The following is a 20,440-nucleotide window of genomic DNA, read 5'->3' as shown; positions in this document are numbered from 1 at the left end:
TCGTGCTGCTAGCGCCTCGCGATGCTAGGTTCGAGAGCGCGGCGAGGGAGCGGACTAATGGATTTGGGCCTGTGGGGCTATCTGACGGTACTGACCTTGGCGCTCACCTTGATCTTTGCCACCGTCGCCTCGATCTTCGTACGGCGCGCTGTGGGCCGCGCACCTACCGCGATAAGCGAAGAGGTGGGCAGCGCTAAACGGGTGATGGCCAAAGTGCGCAAACGCGAACCGATGACGGACGACGAATTGACCTATGCGAAGCGCATCGTCGCCGATCGCGGATCATTGATGGCGCTGTGCATTCCCGGCACTTTGTTCATGCTGGGTTGCTTTTTTGTGTTCGGCAGCCTGTACCACCTGCATGGGGCCACGCCTTCTGAGCGGACATTTCTCGGCGTGTTCCCAATGCTGACGTCGACGAACCTCGCCATTCGATTACGTAGCAGCGCGCGGATGAAAAAGCGTCTGCAGTAGCGTTCCGTCAGGCGTGGGCGTGAGGCGGAGGTGAGCATGCAAGATCCGAAACCCGATTCTTCAGGGGTGATCGTGTGAGCCCCCGTCCGCTCGGCCGGACTGTGTTGGCGCGAGCTTGGATGCCTCTGGTTGCCGTCGTTGCGGTCGCGGTGGGCGCATTGGGCATGTGGAAGGTGCACCAGCAGTCCGCTCCCGAACCGGTCATCACGGTCAACGGCCCGCAAGCACCCGAGCGGTCCACGCTCAAGCGGCTGACGTATGAGTTGTTCGGCTCTGCCGGTGCCGGGGGGATGCTCGTCTACGTCGACGTGGACGGCCATCCGCATCGTGTTGACCTCACGGACTTGCCCTGGTCCCACACCGAGGAGACAACGCTGACGGTGGTGTCCGGCAGCCTTTCGGCGCAGGTTCATGGCGGCCAGATCGGCTGCCGGATATTGGTGAATGGCGTTGTCCGCGATGAACAATCCGACACCCATCAGGACGCGGACGTTACCTGCAGAGTGAAGTCAGCGTGAGCGAGCAGCGGGTGAGACGACCCTGCATCCCAAGAACTGTCCGCGCCTTCGCGATCCCGATCATCCTCTTCTGGGGCCTTCTCGCCGTGTCGACGAATACCTTTGTGCCCCAAGTGGAAAGGGTCGCCGAAGAACTCGCCGGGCCGATGGTGCCGCATTACGCGCCGTCGCAACGGGCGATGCTGCGCATCGGTGAGAAGTTTCGCGAGTCCACCTCGACCAGCTTGACCATGGTCGTCCTGGAAGCCGACCGGCCGTTGGGCGATGTGGACCACAAGTACTACGACGATCTGATGCGCCGGCTCAAGCAAGACACCGCGCACGTGCAGTACGTCATGGACCTGTGGGGCAAGCCGATCACCGCGGCGGGGGCGCAAAGCGTCGACGGCAAGGCCGCATTCGTGCTGCTGCGGCTGGCCGGCGATATCGGCCAAATGCAAGCGAATCAGTCCGTTGCCGCCGTTCGGGATACCGTCGCCAAGGACACGCCGCCGCCCGGGCTCAAGGTCTACGTCAGCGGCGCGGCGCCACTTGCCTCGGACACGGTGGCCATCGCCAATTCGAGCCTGAACAACATCACCATCGTGACGATCATCCTGATCGTGGTGATGCTGCTGCTGGTCTACCGCTCTATCAGCACGCTGCTGGTGCCGTTGCTCGGAGTACTGATCGAGATGCTGGTCGCCAAGGGGATGGTGGCAACCCTCGGGCATTTCGGGTTCATCGAGCTCTCGTCGTTCGCGGTCAACATCGTCGTCGCGCTGACTCTGGGAGCGGGAACGGATTACGGCATCTTCCTGATGGGCCGCTATCACGAGGCGCGACAGGCGGGCCAAGACAGAGAGGAGGCGTTCTACACCGCGTACAAGGGCGTGACGCCCATCATCATCGGCTCGGGTCTGACGATCGCCGGCGCGTGTTATTGCCTGACCTTTGCGCGTCTCAACTACTTCCACACCATGGGTCCCGCGGTGGCCATCAGCATGGTGCTGACCATCGCGGCGGCTCTGACACTCGGCCCGGCGCTACTGACCGTGGGCAGTCTGTTCGGGCTCTTCGACCCGAGGCACCAGGCCAAGGCGCACTTGTACCGGCGGATCGGGGCGAGCGTGGTGCGGTGGCCAGTGCCGATTCTGGCGGCCAGCTCCGCAGTCGTCATGCTTGGGGCGATCTTCGTGCCGACGTATCGGGTGAACTACGACGACCGTCAATACCAGCCGCCCAATGCCCCTGCCAACCAAGGGTTTGCGGCGGCCAACCGGCACTTCACCAAGAGCAAGCTGTTCTCCGAAATGCTGATGGTCGAGACGGACCATGACATGCGGAACTCGGCCGATTTCATCTCGCTGGACCGAGTGGCCAAGAGCCTCATCCGCCTGCCCGGCGTGGCGATGGTGCAAAGCATCACCAGGCCGATGGGCCGGCCATTGGAACACGCCACGCTGCCCTACCTGTTCACCACGCAAGGCAGCGGCAACGGTCAACAGCTTCCGTTCAACATGCAACAGAATGCCAATACCGACCGGCAGGCAGAGATCCAATCGCACACCGTCGCGGTGCTGGACAGATTGGTCGGACTGTTCCAGCGGATGTCGGACGAGATGCACAAGACGGTCGTCACCATGGAGGACATGAAGCGGGTCACCGACCAGATGAACGAGGAAATCTCAAATCTCGACGATTTCTTCCGGCCGATCCGCAGCTATTTCTATTGGGAGCGGCATTGTTTCGATGTTCCGGTTTGCTGGGCCTTCAGATCGGTATTCGACACCCTCGACGGCATCGACCACCTGGCCGCCGATATCACCCAGGCCGTTGGGTCGCTCGAGATCATCGACAAGCTGCTGCCGCAAATGGTCACGCAGTTCAAGCTCATGAGGGACGACACGGCGGCCCTGCAGGCGCTGCTCGTCAACAGCTACGGTTCGGCGAATCTGCAGTCGGTCCAGACCGACCAGACATTCGACGACCTGATCAATGTCGGGCTCGACTTCGACCGGGCCCGCAGCGACGACTTCTTCTACATCCCCCACGAGGGTTTCGACAACGAAGACGTCCAGACCGGTATGACGCTGATGATGTCGCCGGACGGGAAGGCGGCTCGGTTCATCGTCACCCACGAGGGCAATGCCATGGGCCCCGAAGGCGTCACCCATGTCGAACAGTTCCCGGCGGCGATAACCATCGCTTTGAAAGAGACCTCGTTGGCCGGCGCGCGGGTCTATATCGGCGGCTCGGGATCCAATGACAAGGACATCAAGCAGTACTCCGCATCCGATCTGCTCATCGTGGCGATCGCCGCCTTCGTGCTGATCTTCTTGATCATGATGTTCCTCACCCGAAGCCTGGTGGCGGCCTTGGTGATTCCGGGCACGGTTGCCTTCTCGTATGCCGGGGCGTTCGGGCTTTCGGTGCTCGTCTGGCAGCACCTCATCGGCCCGCATCTGCACTGGCTGGTATTGCCGCTGACGTTCATCATCCTGGTGGCGGTGGGTTCGGATTACAACCTGCTGTTGATCGCCCGGGCCAAAGAAGAGATTCATGCCGGGTTGAACACCGGTCTCATTCGCGCGCTGGGCAGTACGGGTGGTGTGGTGACGTCTGCGGGTTTGGTGTTCGCGTTCACCATGCTGGCGATGCTCAGTAGCGATCTGCGCACCATCGGTCAGGTGGGTTCGACGGTGTGCATCGGCCTGCTGCTCGACACGCTGATTGTGCGATCGTTCGTGGTGCCGTGCATCGTGCGAATCCTGGGGCCGTGGTTCTGGTGGCCGACGCTGGTGCGTTCCCGTCCGTTACGCACCTGAGCTGCCTGATACAAGGCGCGCTTGTATCCCTGCAAGGACGCGGCAGCTATTGCGATGGCGTTGCCGAATGAACGATCAGTGCCATGACCACTTCACCCAACACCACCTGCGACGCCGCGATAAGCACCGCGCCTGTCGCAGAAATCGGATTCCTGCACCGCTGCGTGATCATCGCCGTGCTGACAGCGGCGGGCCTCGTCGGCTTCGGCGGCCTTGCCGCGACGTGCCGAGCCGACGCCGGTGACCCCGCCTCGAACTTCGGCAGCTCCATACAAACGGTGCGGACGCTACCCGCCGAACAAGGGCTTCTGGACTGACATCCGCTTTCGCCTGTACGCCAACGTTTTACGTCATCCAGGCGGAATGCGAGTACAGTAGCTCGATGACCCAGTCGAACGAGCGGATGATCGCCGGTGTCGCCGCGGCCTTCGTCTCGCTCGGGGTAGCCCAATTAGTGGGCATCCCGTTCGGAGCGCGCGCCGATGCGCGGACCGCGATCGGCGCCGCGTTGGTCGACCTGACACCGGGGCCCATCAAAGAGTGGGCGATTCAGACGCTGGGTTCTGTGGACAAACTCTTCCTGGCAGTCGCCGTGCTCGTCGGCATCCTTACGATCGCGGCGATCGCCGGAAGCCTGGAGACCCGGCGGCGGCCGATCGGCAGTGCCGTGATCACCGCGGCGGGCGTCCTGGGCTGCGTCGCAGTGCTGTCGAGGCAGGGGGCGACGGCAGTCGACCTGATCCCCACCGTCGTGGGCACCGCATGCGGCGTGGCGGTTCTGCGTCTTCTCATACGCCGTTTCTGGGCTGGCCCGCACGACCCGCAAGACTCAGACGAACCCGAAGACAAAGCGGATACCGGCAGACGCCGGCTGGTCGTGTTCGGCTTGCTCGGATTCGGACTGGTTAGCGGCGTGGTGGGTGCCGTCATCACGCGGGCAGTACATTCAGTGGCCGGCGACCGAAACAACTTCACACTTCCCCGGCCACGATCACCGGCGCCACCCATACCTGCGGATGTGCAGCCGAATGGCGTTGCGCTACCTAGCTTTATCACTCCCAGCGCTGACTTCTACCGGGTGGACACCGCGCTGAGCGTCCCCCAGCTCAGCCAGCACGACTGGCGGCTGCGCATCCACGGCATGGTGGATCGGGAAGTGACCTACAGCTTCGAGGACCTTGCCCACTTCGAAGTCGTCGAAACGGTGACGACGTTGACATGTGTGTCGAATCCTGTTGGCGGGGACTTGATTTCGACCGGAGTCTGGACGGGCTACCGGGTGGCTGAGCTGCTGGCGGCGGCCCATGTGCACACCGACGCCGATATGGTGCTCTCGACGTCGATCGACGGGTTCACCGCCGGCACACCGGTAGACGCGCTCACCGATGGCCGCAATGCACTCCTAGCGGTTGGTCTCAACGGCCAGCCCCTGCCCATCGAGCACGGCTACCCGGCCAGGCTGGTGGTACCCGGGCTGTACGGGTATGTGTCGGCTACCAAATGGGTGGTCGACTTGCAGCTGACCCGCTTCGACAGAGCCAAGGCGTACTGGACCCGCCAGGGCTGGGCAGCGCAAGCACCCATCAAGACCGAATCGCGCATCGACGTGCCACGCGGTGGCCAGCGGGTGCCATTGGGACCCGCAATGTTCGGCGGCGTCGCGTGGGCGCAAAACCGTGGCGTACGGGCCGTGGAGGTACGCATCGGCGATCACGAGTGGCAGCCCGCTGAACTGGGCGCCAGCTATTCCAACGAGACGTGGCGGTTATGGCGCTTCCCTTGGCAGGCGGACAGCCCTGGCAAACACACCATCTCGGTGCGCGCCACCGACAACACCGGAGCCGTTCAGACCTCCGAGCGCAGGAGCCCTGACCCCGACGGTGCCACCGGCTGGCACACGGTGAACTTCACCGTCGCCTAGGGCGACTTCCTATTTGGAAGACATTTTCCGCCAACTGATTACCGCGATCCCGATGCCGATCAGCACGGTAATCGGACCAATGATGGACCAGGTCGTGGTATTGCTCATTGGGCTGCCGCCCAGCACGCCGAAACCCTGCAGCGCCCAGATGAGGCCGAACAGCGCAACGAGCAACCCGAATGCGAATGTGACGACGAAAGCCCTACTCATACCGGAAGCCTAGGGCCTCTCTCGTCCTTGCTGGGGAACGATCTCGTCGAAGTCGACAAGCAGATGGCGCGGCCCTCGGAAGACCTGGCTGATGCGGTAGGGCGGCGGGTCCTCCACCAGCCGCGGGTTTACCACCCGGCGCAGGAACGCCTCGAATGCGGTGTTGACCTCCAGGCGGGCAAGAGGACCGCCGAAGCAAACGTGAATGCCGCGCCCCCAGCCCACGTGCTCGTTGTCTATTCGTTCGGGGTTGAAGCTGTTGGGGTCGACGAAGCGCCGTGGGTCACGGTTGGCTGCGCCGTACATCAGAAATATCGGCGCCCCCTTGGGGATTACCGTGCCGGCTATCTCGATGTCGGCCAGCGCCGAGCGGCTGGGGAAGAACTGCACCGAGGACTGCAGGCGCAGTACCTCTTCAATGGCGCGGGGAATCAATTCTGGCCGGCTGCATAACAATTCGACGGATTCCGGGTTGCGCAGCACGGTGAGGATGCAGTGCGAGATCAGGTTGACCGTGGAATCGTGGCCGGCGACGAACAAGAGTGCCGTGTTGTTCACGATTTCGCTCGGCGACATGGGTCCGTCGGGGCCGCGGTCGTGCACCAGCTGCGAAATCATGCCCGGACATGGCGATTTCTCGGCCCGCTCGACCAGCCCGATAAGGTATCTCCTGAATTCTTGGTTGGCCGCAACGCCTTTGGCGCGGCGCACTTGGCCCTCCTCGGTTTCGATCTCGGGACCCAAGTCGAAGACGCCGGCCATCACGTCGGCAATCCAGGCGTGAAACTGCGGCTCGTCCTCCGTCGGCACACCCAAGATGTGGCAGATCACCTGCACCGGCAATGGGTATGCGAATTCGTCGACTACGTCGATGCGCGTCTTGCCGATCGCCGCATCGAGCAGGTCGTTGACGATCTGGCGACACAACGGCTCCTGGCCGGGTATGACGTCTGCCGCATGAGGTGGGCCGAAATACCGCATGCACGAGCGGCGGGCCCGGTCGTGGTCGGGCGGGTCTTGCATGATGAAACTGGCGTCCTGCCCATATCGCTCGACCATCTCGGCCACCGCAGGATCGGTGATTTCCCGGGGCCGCGCACCTAGCGGACTCCTGCGGATATCGGAGCTGACTCGCGGATCGTGCGCCAGCGCGATGAGTTCCTCATATCCGGTGACGGCGTAGACGCCGTTGGCCACCTGCGCGACCGGCGTCTTGCGCAGCTCGTCGAAGAACGGATAAGGGTTGGCCCGGTTCTCGTGTCTCATGGCCTCGTTCCAGGCCTCTTCGGGGGTCATAGCGGCTCGCTTGTCGTCAATCAGCTTCGGCGGGGCCGGAATTCGGCTCGGCGTTCGGATGGGTCGTGACCGGTCAACACCACGTCGGGCGCCTCGGTGGGCACCCCACGCGCCGGGAAATCGGCCGGCATGACCCGCATGTCCTCGGGAAAATCAGTTCCAGCCGGATTCGGAGGGAAGGGTGCCGAGCGCGCGATCTGCGCTTCGTAGTAAGGGATCCATTTGCCGTGATTGAAGGTGACGGCACCGACGATGCGCCCCCGGCGGCCGTAGGCCGCGGCAAACCGGCGTTGCTTGACCGAGCCCTGGGTGAACATGATTTCGTCGCCATAGGAGGGAACGCCGACGGATTTTATGTTGATGCCGAACTGGCCCGACCAGAATTGCGGGATCATCAAATGCGCCCAACGGTCCGTTTCGTGACACAACATGTTGTGGGCCGCAACCTGGGCTCCCAGCACCGCGTTGTCCCAGTGCTCCATGGCCAAGAACTGGTAGTCGTAAAGCACGTGCGGGGCCCGTGCAATATCGCCGGCGACGAAGATGCGGTTGGTGACCACGCCGTTGACGTCGAACACTCGGCAGCCCGCGTCGCAGCCCACACCCCAGAACCCGGTGGCCAGTCCGGCCCCCTCGAGCCACTCGACATTGCGGATCGATCCCAGCGAGGTCACCACCACATCGACATCGAGAATGCTGCCGTCGGACAGCCGTGCCCGACGCACGTGTCCGCTCGCGTCACCTTCCATAGCAAGCACCGAAACCCCGGTGCGTAGATCTACTCCGGCCTCGCGCTGCACTTCGGCGGCGACCTTGCCGATCACTCCACCCAATGGACCGCACAGCGGGGCCGGGCCACGCTCGGCGACGGTGACTTCCAACCCCAGGCCACGGCACACCGAGGCAACTTCGGAACCGATGAAGCCTGACCCGATGATCAGGACTCGCCGGGGCTTGTCGGCCAGAGCCGCTTGCAGACGCGCCGCATCGGCGCTCGTACGCAGGGTATGGACGCCGTCCAGCGCCGCTTCGTCGGGGTTGGGCCACTTGCGCGATCGCACCCCGGTCGCGATCAACAGTCGATCTCCGGCGCCTTCGCTGCCATCGGCAAGGCCCACAACCGAATTGGCGCGGTCCAGAGAAGTCGCGGCGACACCGAGCCGCCACTCGGCCCTGACGTCGCGCATGCGGGGCAGCTTCGTCGCATCGGCACCCACCCATCCGGTGAGTACCGCCTTGGACAGCGGTGGCCGGTCATACGGCTCGTCGGATTCGTCGCCGATGATCGTCAGACGCCCACGGAAACCCTCTTTGCGCAGTGCTTCGGCGGCGCGCAGGCCGGCCAATGAGGCGCCGACGATAACGATGCGTCCATCGTCTTTATGGGCGTCCCCGCCGGTCACAACCGACCCGTCACTCGCCGGCGAACTGCTCGACGATGATCGCCTGCACCGGACACGATGCCGCGGCACGCAACACTTGCAGACGTTGGCTGTCATCCGGGTTCGGGTTGTACGTCAAGGCCTCTTCACCGTTGAGCTTGAGAACCTCCGGCGCGAGCGGCACGCATTGGGCATAGCCCAGGCAGCGGTTCAAATCGACGACAATTCGCATACGCACCGCCTCAAACTTCTGAAGTTCAGACCTGGACCGTACGCCTGAAAGGAATAATCGGAAACCGCCCAACGACACCCGGTGGTTTCGCAGCCCTGGCGAGTGCCCTGACCTGCTCAAACTCTGTGGAGCTAAGGGGATTCGAACCCCTGACCTACTCGATGCGAACGAGTCGCGCTACCAACTGCGCCATAGCCCCTGATCGCTAGCAGGCTACCAGCCACGACCCCCGTTGATCGAACCGCGCACTACTGCCCGACGGCGCGCGGCAGGTCGCGCGGCCAGCCGTAGTTGCGCATCGGCACCGCGTTGTCCAGGTGCTCGAAGATCGGGTCCTCGTCGTCGATCTCCAGCACCACCGCGCCGGGGCGTCGTAAGCGAGACGGCACCACGTCGTACTCCCGGTCATAGGCGTTCTCCACGCCGAGGCGGGCCCGCGCCATCCGCTGCATCCGGCGCCGCCGAACCTTCTCCTCGATGCGGGTTTGGCGGCGCAGATACCCCAGGTAAAGGACGGTGAATGTGGTGGCGGTGCCGCAGATCCACCAGGCCAGCGGCGATACTTCGAAGGCCGCGACGGCCGAGCCGATCAGGACCACGGCCATCGCCATCAGCAGACGCTTGCGAAACGCGTACTTACGGGCGCTGACGGCTGCGGCGGTCTTCGTCTCAAAGCGGCGCCGCCGCGAAGCACCCGAATGGTAAGTCACCGGTGCGTCGTCGTCGTCCTCCTCCGCGGGCTCCAAGCCAGAGGAATCCTCGACGTACTCGTACTCGTCGTCGGCCAGCTCGTGCTCGGCCTCGGGCTCCTCCGTCTCTTCGGCGGGCTCGTCGGCGGCAACCAGAGTCGGCTCGGGCATCTCGGCACTGGCTCCCGCCGGAAGCGCAGCCGAGTCCTCGACCACATCGACATCCAAGTAGTCAGGCTCGTCGGTCTCAACGGTCTTGTCCGCCTTGGCCATTGCCATCACCACCGGACGGGGACGCTGCTGCACGTCGGCGATTTCGACCCGGTCAGTGTCCGCCTCGCCGTCGGGGTCGGCCGAGTCGGGTTCATACTCCGCTTCCGGCCGCCAATCGGGGTCGCTGCGGTGACCGGCAGCCGGCCCGCCACGTTTGAGCAGACGGGCATTCGCGCCCCCGTTGAGCACTCTGGTGGCAAGGGCCACATCGCTGGTGCGCCGGACCGCGTCGCGCTTGCTGATCAGCATGGGCACCAGCACGAACAGCCACAGCACCACGAGCGAGATCCACAACAACGACTGCGGGATGCTTGGCATGACCTGCTCCTTTCACCGCCTGGCGCGTCTTGGCCAGCGCGTCCGGGTCATTGCGACCAGGGCAATTACACACCTGTAATTTGCCTCTTTCAAGCATCACACGCCACATATGTCACGCCAGCCACATTTTTATTGCGGTTTCCTCAAGGCGGCGCGTCGGGGTGCGCCGACGGTGTGTGCTTGGCGCGGCGAGATTGCTGAAGGTCAGGGCCAGCTGGCGCGCCCGGCGCGCACCAGAGTCGACGTCACCGACCCGTACACCTCTTCAGCGGTCATGGCCACCAGCAGGTGGTCCCGCCATGCCCTGTCGACCTCGAGGTAGCGGCGCAACAGTCCCTCCTCGCGGAAGCCGACTTTCGCCAGCACGGCCCGGCTCGCCGCGTTCTCCGGACGCACCGTGGCCTCCACCCGATGCAACCCGACCGGCCCGAAGCAATGGTCCAGCCCCAACGCCAACGCCCCGGTTGCCACCCCTCCCCCGGTCGCCGTACTCGACACCCAGTAGCCGATCCACGCCGACCGCAGCGCCCCATGGGTGACGTTGCCGATGGTCAACTGACCGCAGAATCGCCCGTCCAGCTCGATCGCATACGGCAGCATCCGGCCTTTGCGGGCCTCCGACCGCGCACCCGAACACAGCGCCGGCCACGCGGCAACCGTATGCCGGACCGTCCAATCGCCCTCGGCGCTGGGTTCCCACGGCTCGAGATGCGCTCGGTCGGCCAGCCGGATCCGGCTCCACTGCGCGCCATCGCGCATCCGCACCGCTCGCAACCGCACCAAGCCGGCCGACACCCGCAGCGGCCCAACCGGCGTCGGCCACCCCGGATGCCGGAGATTAGCGCGCAACAGATTCACGAGTATCCCGGTCAGCCATGCTGAGCCAGGAAGGCGACGTCAACGATCTCACCGGTACGGATCTGCTCGGCCCCGCTGGGCACCACAACCAGACAGTTCGCCTCGGCCAGCGTGGCCAGCAGATGCGACGAGCCTCCCGGGGCCCCGCCCAGCGCCTGCACCAGGTACTCGCCACTGTCCTGGTCGCGCATCAGCTGACCACGCAGAAATCCCTTGCGCCCGGCCACCGAGGTGATCGGGGACAGCGTGCGGGCCTGCACGATCCGGCGCATGGGCTGGCGCTTGCCCAGCGACAGCCGGATCAGCGGCCGGACCATCACCTCGAAGACCACCAACGCGCTGACCGGGTTGGCCGGCAGCAGAAACGTCGGAACACCGTCGCGGCCGAGCTGCCCGAAGCCCTGGACGGATCCCGGATGCATGGCGACCCGCACGACTTCCATCTCACCGAGCTCCGCCAGCACCGAGCGGACCGCCTCGGCCGCCGCACCGCCGACCCCGCCGGCGATCACCACCACCTCGGCGCGGTTGATCTGGCCCTCGACGATCTCGCCGAGTTCCTTGGCGTTGTTGCTGACAATTCCGACCCGATTCACCTCCGCGCCGGCATCGCGGGCGGCCGCGGCCAGGGCGTAGGAGTTGACGTCGTAGACCTGCCCGTTGCCCGGTGTCCGCGCAATGTCGACCAGCTCGCCACCGACCGCCATGATGGACACCCGCGGCCGGGGGTGCACCAGCACCCGTTCCCGGCCCACCGCGGCCAGCAGCCCCACCTGCGCGGCCCCGATGATCGTCCCCGCGCGCACCGCGACGTCACCGGGCTGCACGTCGTCGCCAGCGCGGCGCACATAGGCGCCCGACGGCGCGCCCCGCAAGATCCGGACCCGGTTCATCCCGCCATCGGTCCAGCGCAATGGCAGGACGGCATCGGCGAGCGTCGGCAGGGGTGCCCCGGTCTGCACACGGGCGGCCTGGCGCGGCTGCAGCCTGCTGGGTGTACGCGAACCAGCCTCGATGGTTCCCATTACCGGCAGGCTCAGCACGTCGCGGCCTTCCAAGTCACCTTCGGCGAAAACCTCGACACCACCGGCATCGCCCACACCGAGTACGTCGACGCTGCGCACCGCGTATCCGTCGATGGCCGCCTGATCGAAGCCCGGCATGGGCCGTTCGGTCACGACTTCTTCGGCGCACATCAATCCCTGCGCCTCGGCGATGGCAACCCGTATCGGCCTGGGGGCTACCGCTGCTGCCGTAATCCGGGCCTGCTGCTCCTCCACAGAACGCACAGCGCGCCTTTCCGTCGACCCACGTGGCACGAGGTCGTAGAACCCGGCTATTGCTCGGTCAGGCCCAATCGCGCCACCAACCATCGCCGCAAATCGGGGCCATAGTCGTCACGATCCAATGCAAAGTCAACCGCAGCTTTGAGGTACCCGCCGGGATTTCCCAAGTCGTGTCGGGATCCGCGGTGCACAACGACATGCACCGGATGGCCCTCTTTGATCAGCAGCGCGATGGCATCGGTGAGCTGGACTTCACCACCGGCGCCGCGGTCGATGCGACGCAGCGCATCGAAGATGGCGCGATCCAGCACATAGCGGCCGGCAGCGGCATACATCGACGGAGCATCGGCGGCCTTGGGCTTTTCGACCATCCCCTTGACCTTGAGCACGTCGGGAATGTCGGTGTCAGGGACCTGCTCGACGTCGAAAACGCCGTAGGCGCTGATCTCTTCCGGCGACACCTCGATGGCACACAACACCGTGCCGCCGAGTTCGGCCCGCACCTGCGACATCGTCTCCAGGACGCCCGTGGGCAGCACCAAGTCATCGGGCAGTAGCACCATGACGGCGTCCTCGTCGTCGGACAGACTGGGCTCCACGCAGCCGATGGCATGCCCGAGGCCCAGCGGCTCGGCCTGCACCACCGACTCCACTTTGATCAGCGCCGGGGCACGGCGGACCTTGGCCAGCATGGCCTTCTTGCCGCGCGCCTCGAGGGTGCCCTCGAGCACCAGATCCTCGACGAAGTGCGCGACGACACCGTCCTTGCCTTCGGAGGTGACGATCAGCAGGCGTTCGGCGCCGGCGCCGGCCGCCTCGGCCGCCACCAGCTCGATGCCGGGCGTATCGACGACGGGCAGCAGCTCCTTGGGCACCGTTTTAGTCGCGGGAAGAAAACGCGTGCCCAGACCGGCGGCGGGGACGATCGCCGTGAACGGGACCGGTGCTTCTGGGCGTGACATCGTTCAAACCATAGCGCCATACACCTGCGGAGTTGCTGTGGCGGCACCAAAGCCGGGGCTGTCATGGTGTAGGGCATGGCGGAGGGCACGACAGCGGCAAGCAAATCCGCGTTGCGCGACCGGTTGAAGGCGGCCCGGCGACATGTCGCCGACGACGTCCGCGCAACCGAGGCCCGGCTGCTCTGCGAGCACCTGGAACATGCCGTGACTAGCGATAACACCGTCTGCGCCTACGTGCCGGTAGGCGCCGAACCGGGATCGATCGAGATGCTCGACGTTTTGCTGCGCCGTGCGGGCCGGGTGCTGTTGCCCGTCGCACGCACCAGCGAAGACAACACTCCAGTGCCGCTGCGGTGGGGCCAGTACCGATCGGGGGGACTGGTCACCGCGCGCTGGGGGCTGCTCGAGCCGCCCGAGCCGTGGCTGCCCGAGTCGGTGCTGGCCGAAGCGAGCCTGGTACTTCTGCCGGCGCTGGCGGTTGACCGCCGGGGCGTGCGGCTGGGCCGCGGCCAGGGTTTCTACGACCGATCGCTAGCGGCCTGTGATCCGCGAGCACGCCTGGTCGCGGTGGTGCGGGACGAGGAATTCGTCGACGAATTGCCCTCCGAGCCGCACGACGTACGGATGACGCACATACTCACGCCGCGGCGGGGAATGATCGAGGTCACGTGGCGGTTCTAGCACTTGACACGGTAGAGTGCTAAGCCAGACTTACATTGCGGAGGTTGTTGTGCCGACTTACAGCTACGAGTGCACCGAGTGCGCCGACCGCTTCGACGTTGTGCAGGCCTTCACCGACGACTCGCTGACCACCTGCGAAAAGTGCTCGGGTCGCCTGCGCAAGTTGTTCAACGCCGTCGGCGTTGTGTTCAAGGGCAGCGGTTTCTACCGCACCGACAGTCGCGAATCAGGCAAGAAATCCAAGAGCCCGACCAATGGATCCTCGACGGGTGACTCCGGTTCGAGCTCGGGGACGAGCGAGAAGTCGGGCTCGGGATCGAGCGAGAAGGCGAGCAGTGGCTCTACCCCCGCTGCGGCCACCTCGAGCTAGCAAGTTATCCACAACAGCGTTTCTGAGCGCAATCGCCGGCAACCGGCCGCCGCTACCGTTGCGGCGTGGGCGAATCGCTCAATCCACATTTGTTCAGCCGAATTTCGGCATCCCTACGTCCGGACTGGTCGCGAACCGTGCTGGCCCGGCGCGTCGCCGCCGGTGGCCTCGTCGTATTGGCCGGCATTGCGACGCTGCGGTCTAATCCCGACGGCGACCGTGCCGATGTGGTGGTCGCCGCCCGCGACCTCACGCCGGGCAGCGCGCTGACGGCTGACGACCTGCGGATCGAAAAGCGCTTGACGGCAACGGTTCCCGACGGATCTCAGGGCGAACTGGCTGTTGTTATCGGGGCCACCCTGGCCAGTCCGACGCGGCGTGGCGAGGTACTTACCGATGTTCGGTTGCTGGGCAGCCGGCTGGCCGAATCTACCGCCGGCCCTGGGGCGCGCATAGTACCCCTGCATCTGGCGGACAGTGCCCTGATTGACCTGATCCGGGTCGGCGACATCGTCGACGTGTTGGCCGCGCCGGCCCACGACCCACAACCAGTTGCCCGAGTTCTGGCCACCGACGCCGTCGTGGTTTTGATTTCAGCCGAACAAAAGCTGCAGGCAGCCGACATCGACCGAGTGGTGTTGGTGGCGCTGCCCGGCCACACGGCAAGTACGGTCGCCGGAGCGGCACTGGGCCAATCGGTCACTCTGATTCTGCACTGAGGGACGAAACGCCGAGCGCGCCAACATGTCAACGCGACGACTCGACCGAAAAGAAATATGTTGTACAAGTGACCGCATCAATGAGCGTGCTCGGCGGCGTGGAATTCAGCGATCCGCAATTTGCAATCAGTGTCCGAGATGGCATCACCCGGATCGAAGAGTTGATTCGAACTGAGCTCGCTCAGGGGGACGAGGTTATCCGCGACGCGGTGCCGGAATCCTTGGGAACCACCGACATTCGGTTCCGGCCGCTCTTCACGGTCCTTGCGGCACAATTCGGGCCGAACCCCGACGCGCAGCAGGTCACGCTCGCCGGCGCCGCCGTTGAGTTGATGCACCTGGCGACGCTCTGCCATGACACAGTCGTGGACAGGGCGCCGGCGCGCCTTGGCACATCGAAGGTCCGCTCGGCAAATAACGTTGCAATTCTTGCCGGCGACTACCGATTCGCAACGGTATCTCGACTCGGGTCCTGGCTCGGCCCGCGAGCCTTCCAGACCATCGCCGAGACGTTCGCCGAATTGGTCACTGGCCAGATGCGCGAAACACGCAGCGCGCCAATGCACATCGACCGCCTGGAGCATTACCTTCAGTGCGTGCACGAGAAGACCGGATCCATCGTCGCGGCGGCCGGGCAGTTGGGAGCGACCTTTTCCGGCGCGGGCGAAGAGCAGACCGCTCGTCTGGCGCGGCTAGGCCGCCTTATCGGGGCCGCGTTTCAGATTTCCGAGGACATCGTCACCATCGCCAGCAACTCCGAGCACGTTGCCGAAGTCCTCACGCTGCTCCGCAGCGCGGCGGGCATGGTGCAGGCAAAGGAAGCCGTAGGCAGCTACGCGGCACAGGCGCGCGACGAGATTGCCTGCTTACCCGACTGCGCCGCTCGACAAACACTGTCCACACTGGTCGATTCGACGCTTCTGAAGATCACTTAATCAGCACGAAAGCGATGATGAGCAGCAACAGAGCCAGCGGATAATAACTTGCGCTGTCGAACAGCTTTGCCGCTTGTCTACCCTCATGAGCACGGTGCAATCGCCACGCCGGTATCAGGAGGAAATAGGCGCCGATGACGGCGCTGGCAAGCACGTACGGAACACCGAGCTGCAATGGTGAGACCAATGGCATGCACAGGCTGGTGACCACTGTGGTTCCCAATGCGAACAGGACGACCTTACCTGCGGTTTCGGTGCCCAGCTCCAGAGGAATGGTCTTGGCGTCGACGCGTTTGTCTTCCACGGTGTCGTTCCAGTCGGCCGGCACATTTTGTCCTCCCACCTCCCAGGAGAAAACCCAGGCAAGTACCAACAAAACCAAGCCGGCAGACGGCTTGGGCGCGACGGCGAAGATAGCGGAAATGGGTCCGCTCGATTTGACTAGACCACTGACCACGGTTCGCCAGTAGGTGATTTTCAAGAGCAGCACGTAGACCACTTCCAGAACCGCTGCGGTAACAAGAATCACCACAATGGCCGGGTTTAGGAAATAGGAGCCAATGATTGCCGCTATGAACCACAGCGCAAACCACAGGATTCCCTTCCGGAGGCTTAATGCCTTCTGCGCCAAGGGATAACGCAGCTCCGAGGCCTCGACCGAATAGCCTGCATTGATACCGCCGGCAAACTTCTCCTCATCCACCGCCTTGCCGACCAGATCATTCAGGGCATATATCGCGGTATACGCCGAGAAGCCCACGAAGACGGCAAGAAGAATAACCTGCCATCGGGGAAAGCTGCCGAGCGCAAGTCCCGCGCAAACTGCCGGAGTGGCGAGATCCAAAACACCATGGACGGTCCGGGAGAGCGCGAAGAACTCTTTCATTTGCAATTACTCCGCTTTGACTCTTCAGCCCTTCTTAATGAAATGCGCCAGGTAGTTCACGTCGACAGAATCCGTGGCGAGCCTGAATCTCCTGGTGAATGGGTTGTAGATCAAGCTGGCGAACTTGCCAAAATCTAGCGAGTTGGCACGACTCCATTCTGCCAATTCTTCCGGCCGAATAAATTTGCTATACGAGTGAGTGCCCCGGGGCAAAAGACGCAAAATGTATTCGCCACCGACGATGGCGAACAGGAACGCCTTCGGGGTGCGGTTGATCGTTGAGAAGAAGGCATGTCCACCGGGTTTCAGCGCACCAGCACATGCCGCCACGATCCGCTCCGGCTCCGGCACATGTTCGAGCATCTCCATACACGTCACAACGTCAAAGCGCCCCGAATCCTGCGCTGCAATATTTTCGACGCTGTCATACAGGTAAGCGATATTCAATCCTCCGCTGCGCGCATGAGCGCGTGCGACATCCAGCGATTGGCGTGACATATCTAAACCCGTCACCTGGGCACCTGCCTTGGCCAAGGCTTCCGACAGAATTCCACCGCCGCAGCCGACATCGAGAATTTTCAGGCCCTCAATACTCAGTACGTCCTGGATGAACTTTGTGCGCAAGGGATTGATCGCATGAAGCCCCCCCATTTCACCATTCGGGTCCCACCACGTATCCGACACTTTGTCGAATTTGTCAACCTCATCGCCATCTACGTTGTCGAAAGTCGTCATCGTGGCACCATCATCCAGTCATTGAGAGATCTGCTTGCCTGCTCTATTTCGCTATACGCAATATCGTTGACGAACGTGCACTTTCCTATGCCGTGTGGCATGGGCACACGCTGTAACCCATTACGGTGATAGACGCGCTCCTCCAGCGAGGCCCACAGCACCTGGGGATCAAGCAGTGACATGTCCAAAACGATCGTGAGCTTTTCGACCAGGTTAAAGATTCGAGTGGCTTCCGCATCGGTCAAAAGCTCGCGCGAGCGAGAGATCATTACCGAAAGAAGGACGTCCAGCAACACCGCCTCACCATGTAAGAGGTCTGCTTCGTAACGCGTTTCCAATCCATAGCTGAAGGTGTGACCGAAATCCACTTTGCGGTCGAGATCCTCTTCGAGGATATTCGGCTCGAGTTCTTCGATCATCCCCGCTACCGCCCGGTCAAGGATCGCGCAACCCGCATCGCTTTGCAGATGAACATCGACAGCTTCGGGTCCCAGGGCTTCCAGCAGATCGAATAGCCCCGCATCTGTGATGACGGCCAGCTTGATGATCTCGCAAATACCGTTAAGGATGTGCCGACGTGGCAGGGTACTCAGGAACGACTTGTCGAGCAAAACTTTCTGGGGAGCCTGGAATGCGCCGAGGCGATTCTTGTTTCCGTTGAAATTGATGCCATTTTTGATACCTACAGCCGCGTCGACATAGCCCATCAACGTGGTGGGCACCTTTATATGCGGCACGCCGCGGCGATAGGTGCTTGCGACGAAAGCAACCACGTCGGTCAACACACCGCCACCGACGGCGATGATCGGTTCATCCCTGCGATGGATGGGAAAAGCGTCCAGTTCGCGAACGATAGAGAAATAATACTCAGCGGTCTTGTTTTCTTCACCACCGGGGAACACAACGACCTTCGCCAAAATCCCGTGATGCGAGAAGTAATTTCGCATCTGAGTGCCGAAATCACGTTCCACGTTCGCGTCGACGACCACGAACCGGCAACCGTTGTTTACTTTCCCCGACGAGAGTAGAGCCATATTCCGCGGATCGAACAGGTTCGGCGTGTCGACGACTTCGTATTCGACTGTAGACGCGTATTTGACGCGTCTGGTCAACATGGTATCGGTCATATCACCCGCCGCCATTCGGCGCGCGCATCCAGCACCTTTTTGGCGACGGCCTGTGCCAGTGCCACGCTGTGATTTTTGGCATTGCCGCACTGCTGAATGTTCGCGAACGGCACTTCGCTGGCAACCAATATGTCGTTGAGAATGGCTTCATACGCATTGCAGATCTTCTCCGCGTTGCCCTCGTTATGCAGAACCAGATAAAATCCGGTCTGGCAGCCCATCAACCCCACCGAGAGAAAATTCTCGGGCATATATTTGAGAAAGCCATACAGCAAGAAATGCTCCAGTGAGTGCATCTCCGTTGACGATAGAAATTCAACATTGGGTTCGTTGATACGCAGGTCGATACAATAGACTGTGTCGCCTCGGGGCCCCTCGTTTGCGGAGCGCAATTTCACGTGCGGCACCCGCAACAAGCGATGGTCGAGCTCACCGACCGTGTCAGCCGGCCAGCCGAGTTGCTCCAGTTGAATCATATAAGCGCCCACATTTCTACAGCCGAGGTTGTTAATGCCTATACGAACTGCGATAAATGTCTAAAGCTATCGCCCATTGCCTTCTGCCAGGATGCAACATGGTGATACAACTCCACTGAAGCATAACCCGAAAAACCCCCGGCTTCCAGTGCCTTGAAACTCGAGGCAAAGTCCATCGTGCCTTCGCCGGGAATCTCATGGAAGTGCACGATGCCGGTCAACGTATTCGCAACCATCTTGTCCATCAATAATTCGCCGTGCGCGTCTTTGGTGGTCCGCAAGTACAAGATGATCGGTCGAGCTCGTTCGAGCACATCGTAACTCAGCCCGGGCACGGAAATGAGATACGTGAAAATCTCGTCGTCGAGCGACGAGGCGCTTGCATCGAGTTTGGCATAGTCCACCCGAGTCAGTTCCTCGTTTATGCCCAGCGAGTCTAGGACATCGTCAATCCGTTTCGCCTGATCTTTGGAAGGTGTCTGATCATAGAAATAGATCGGATGCCGGGGATCCGCGAGTAAATATTCCGCGGTTTCGGGGAAATAGATCAGATAGTTGGCGAAGTCAAGGTCGAGGGCCAGATCATCGGCCATTTTCACGATTTTGAGGTTGTAACCAGCCTGCGCATCTGAGACATGGAGGAAGCGAGCATGCGGCGCGGCCTTTGCTAGCGCGCCGACATAATCCTCATGGGAGCAGTACAGGTGACACATGTCCAGATGCAACTGGAATTTGGGCGAGTTGACTTCATCGATCAGGCTCAGCCCCTCTTCGATCGTTTCGATGTACATGCCGGGCTCAGGCTCGATCAAAAGAGTGATGTCTTCGTCGTCATGCACGCTCGCCAGACATTGATGAATGCTGTCGACTAGCAGTTCGCGCGGGTTGGCCGACGGGTTCACCACGTGTTCGTCGCGGATGAAGCCGCTGCCGAAGGTGACAAGGGGAACATCCAGCTTGCGAGCGACGTCGATGCCACGACGGATGAGGTCGATGCGGCGTTTCCGGCCGGCTAGATCGGGGCTCATCAGCGATGGTTCGTGGGGACGGGCGGGGCTGAAGAAATGGGAAGCGGTCGCCACGCACGCGGCTTTGCTCCGCACGGCGGACAGTCGCCGCTTGATCTCGGCAACGTAATCATCGGTCAGGTTGAACGGATTGAAGTGATCCCGGTGAAAAGCCAGCTCGATGCCCGGATATCCCACCTTGTCCACTTCAATAATGGAGTCGAGGAAATCGATATTGGTTAAGCCGAATGTACTGTAACTGAGTTCTATCATTTTTC

22 protein-coding genes and 1 tRNA gene are annotated in these 20,440 nt (G+C 62.6%); 9 read left to right on the top strand and 14 right to left on the bottom strand.

The window, feature by feature from the left end; genetic code table 11:
* The first annotated feature begins 57 nt into the window (after positions 1 to 57).
* From AWC27_RS18395 to AWC27_RS18375, 5 genes are all read left to right on the top strand, one after another.
* The gene (locus tag AWC27_RS18395) at positions 58 to 474 is read left to right on the top strand and encodes a hypothetical protein (RefSeq protein WP_085671809.1); all 417 of its coding nucleotides are present in this window, start codon (positions 58 to 60) and stop codon (positions 472 to 474) included.
* Between the two features lie 101 nt (positions 475 to 575).
* The gene (locus AWC27_RS18390; protein ID WP_139837082.1) at positions 576 to 992 is read left to right on the top strand and encodes an MmpS family transport accessory protein; all 417 of its coding nucleotides are present in this window, start codon (positions 576 to 578) and stop codon (positions 990 to 992) included.
* Complete coding sequence (locus AWC27_RS18385; protein WP_139837076.1) at positions 989 to 3,799, top strand: MMPL/RND family transporter; 2,811 nt, start codon at positions 989 to 991, stop codon at positions 3,797 to 3,799. Before AWC27_RS18390 ends, AWC27_RS18385 begins: the two co-directional genes overlap by 4 nt.
* Positions 3,800 to 3,882: 83 nt before the next feature.
* Positions 3,883 to 4,116, top strand: a complete 234-nt coding sequence (locus tag AWC27_RS18380) for a hypothetical protein (RefSeq protein ID WP_085671806.1) — start codon at positions 3,883 to 3,885, stop codon at positions 4,114 to 4,116.
* Between the two features lie 65 nt (positions 4,117 to 4,181).
* Positions 4,182 to 5,720: a molybdopterin-dependent oxidoreductase gene (locus AWC27_RS18375; RefSeq protein WP_425437488.1), complete on the top strand. Its 1,539-nt coding sequence runs from the start codon at positions 4,182 to 4,184 to the stop codon at positions 5,718 to 5,720.
* A gap of 9 nt (positions 5,721 to 5,729) precedes the next feature.
* Here the strand turns inward: AWC27_RS18375 and AWC27_RS18370 are convergent, their stop codons facing one another.
* From AWC27_RS18370 to AWC27_RS18330, 9 genes are all read right to left on the bottom strand, one after another.
* Complete coding sequence (locus tag AWC27_RS18370) at positions 5,730 to 5,930, bottom strand: hypothetical protein (protein WP_085671805.1); 201 nt, start codon at positions 5,928 to 5,930, stop codon at positions 5,730 to 5,732.
* Between the two features lie 9 nt (positions 5,931 to 5,939).
* Entirely contained in the window at positions 5,940 to 7,226 is a 1,287-nt protein-coding gene (locus tag AWC27_RS18365) for a cytochrome P450 (protein ID WP_085671804.1), read from the bottom strand.
* 20 nt (positions 7,227 to 7,246) lie between these two features.
* Positions 7,247 to 8,629: an NAD(P)/FAD-dependent oxidoreductase gene (locus AWC27_RS18360; RefSeq protein WP_245847253.1), complete on the bottom strand. Its 1,383-nt coding sequence runs from the start codon at positions 8,627 to 8,629 to the stop codon at positions 7,247 to 7,249.
* Between the two features lie 10 nt (positions 8,630 to 8,639).
* Complete coding sequence (locus AWC27_RS18355) at positions 8,640 to 8,840, bottom strand: ferredoxin (RefSeq protein ID WP_085671802.1); 201 nt, start codon at positions 8,838 to 8,840, stop codon at positions 8,640 to 8,642.
* A 126-nt stretch (positions 8,841 to 8,966) separates the two neighbouring features.
* A tRNA-Ala gene (locus AWC27_RS18350) sits at positions 8,967 to 9,039 on the bottom strand.
* Between the two features lie 49 nt (positions 9,040 to 9,088).
* A complete protein-coding gene (gene sepX / locus AWC27_RS18345; RefSeq protein ID WP_085671801.1) occupies positions 9,089 to 10,120 on the bottom strand; it encodes a divisome protein SepX/GlpR in 1,032 nt (343 codons plus the stop codon).
* Between the two features lie 204 nt (positions 10,121 to 10,324).
* The gene (locus tag AWC27_RS18340) at positions 10,325 to 10,978 is read right to left on the bottom strand and encodes a GNAT family N-acetyltransferase (RefSeq protein WP_085671800.1); all 654 of its coding nucleotides are present in this window, start codon (positions 10,976 to 10,978) and stop codon (positions 10,325 to 10,327) included.
* Between the two features lie 11 nt (positions 10,979 to 10,989).
* Positions 10,990 to 12,267 carry a molybdotransferase-like divisome protein Glp gene (gene glp / locus AWC27_RS18335; protein ID WP_085671799.1) on the bottom strand — a complete coding sequence of 426 codons (1,278 nt, stop codon included), beginning with the start codon at positions 12,265 to 12,267 and terminating at the stop codon, positions 10,990 to 10,992.
* 47 nt (positions 12,268 to 12,314) lie between these two features.
* Positions 12,315 to 13,226, bottom strand: a complete 912-nt coding sequence (locus AWC27_RS18330; protein ID WP_085671798.1) for a UTP--glucose-1-phosphate uridylyltransferase — start codon at positions 13,224 to 13,226, stop codon at positions 12,315 to 12,317.
* 75 nt (positions 13,227 to 13,301) lie between these two features.
* On the opposite strand from AWC27_RS18330, the gene AWC27_RS18325 reads away from it, so the two are divergent.
* From AWC27_RS18325 to AWC27_RS18310, 4 genes are all read left to right on the top strand, one after another.
* On the top strand, positions 13,302 to 13,907 hold the full coding sequence (locus AWC27_RS18325) for a 5-formyltetrahydrofolate cyclo-ligase (RefSeq protein ID WP_085671797.1): 606 nt from the start codon (positions 13,302 to 13,304) through the stop codon (positions 13,905 to 13,907).
* A 49-nt stretch (positions 13,908 to 13,956) separates the two neighbouring features.
* On the top strand, positions 13,957 to 14,277 hold the full coding sequence (locus tag AWC27_RS18320) for an FmdB family zinc ribbon protein (protein WP_085671796.1): 321 nt from the start codon (positions 13,957 to 13,959) through the stop codon (positions 14,275 to 14,277).
* A 65-nt stretch (positions 14,278 to 14,342) separates the two neighbouring features.
* A complete protein-coding gene (locus AWC27_RS18315) occupies positions 14,343 to 14,996 on the top strand; it encodes an SAF domain-containing protein (protein ID WP_085671795.1) in 654 nt (217 codons plus the stop codon).
* An 86-nt stretch (positions 14,997 to 15,082) separates the two neighbouring features.
* Positions 15,083 to 15,931: a polyprenyl synthetase family protein gene (locus AWC27_RS18310; RefSeq protein WP_372516940.1), complete on the top strand. Its 849-nt coding sequence runs from the start codon at positions 15,083 to 15,085 to the stop codon at positions 15,929 to 15,931.
* Here the strand turns inward: AWC27_RS18310 and AWC27_RS18305 are convergent.
* Genes AWC27_RS18305 through AWC27_RS18285 form a run of 5 tightly spaced genes read right to left on the bottom strand, consistent with a single transcriptional unit; the run spans position 15,924 to position 20,435 of the window.
* The gene (locus tag AWC27_RS18305) at positions 15,924 to 16,817 is read right to left on the bottom strand and encodes a UbiA prenyltransferase family protein (protein ID WP_085671793.1); all 894 of its coding nucleotides are present in this window, start codon (positions 16,815 to 16,817) and stop codon (positions 15,924 to 15,926) included. The genes AWC27_RS18310 and AWC27_RS18305 overlap by 8 nt on opposite strands.
* A 24-nt stretch (positions 16,818 to 16,841) precedes the next feature.
* A complete protein-coding gene (gene ubiG / locus AWC27_RS18300) occupies positions 16,842 to 17,552 on the bottom strand; it encodes a bifunctional 2-polyprenyl-6-hydroxyphenol methylase/3-demethylubiquinol 3-O-methyltransferase UbiG (protein WP_085671792.1) in 711 nt (236 codons plus the stop codon).
* Entirely contained in the window at positions 17,549 to 18,679 is a 1,131-nt protein-coding gene (locus AWC27_RS18295) for a sedoheptulose 7-phosphate cyclase (protein WP_085671791.1), read from the bottom strand. The genes ubiG and AWC27_RS18295 overlap by 4 nt, the downstream gene beginning before the upstream one ends.
* Positions 18,676 to 19,155 (bottom strand): S-ribosylhomocysteine lyase, encoded by a 480-nt coding sequence (locus AWC27_RS18290; protein WP_085671790.1) that lies wholly within the window; start codon positions 19,153 to 19,155, stop codon positions 18,676 to 18,678. Before AWC27_RS18290 ends, AWC27_RS18295 begins: the two co-directional genes overlap by 4 nt.
* A 38-nt stretch (positions 19,156 to 19,193) precedes the next feature.
* On the bottom strand, positions 19,194 to 20,435 hold the full coding sequence (locus AWC27_RS18285; protein ID WP_085671789.1) for a sugar phosphate isomerase/epimerase family protein: 1,242 nt from the start codon (positions 20,433 to 20,435) through the stop codon (positions 19,194 to 19,196).
* Positions 20,436 to 20,440: the final 5 nt, after the last annotated feature.

Source organism: Mycobacterium szulgai, assembly GCF_002116635.1.
GTDB classification, from domain to species: domain Bacteria; phylum Actinomycetota; class Actinomycetes; order Mycobacteriales; family Mycobacteriaceae; genus Mycobacterium; species Mycobacterium szulgai.
This window is presented reverse-complemented; position numbering and strand designations above follow the sequence as displayed.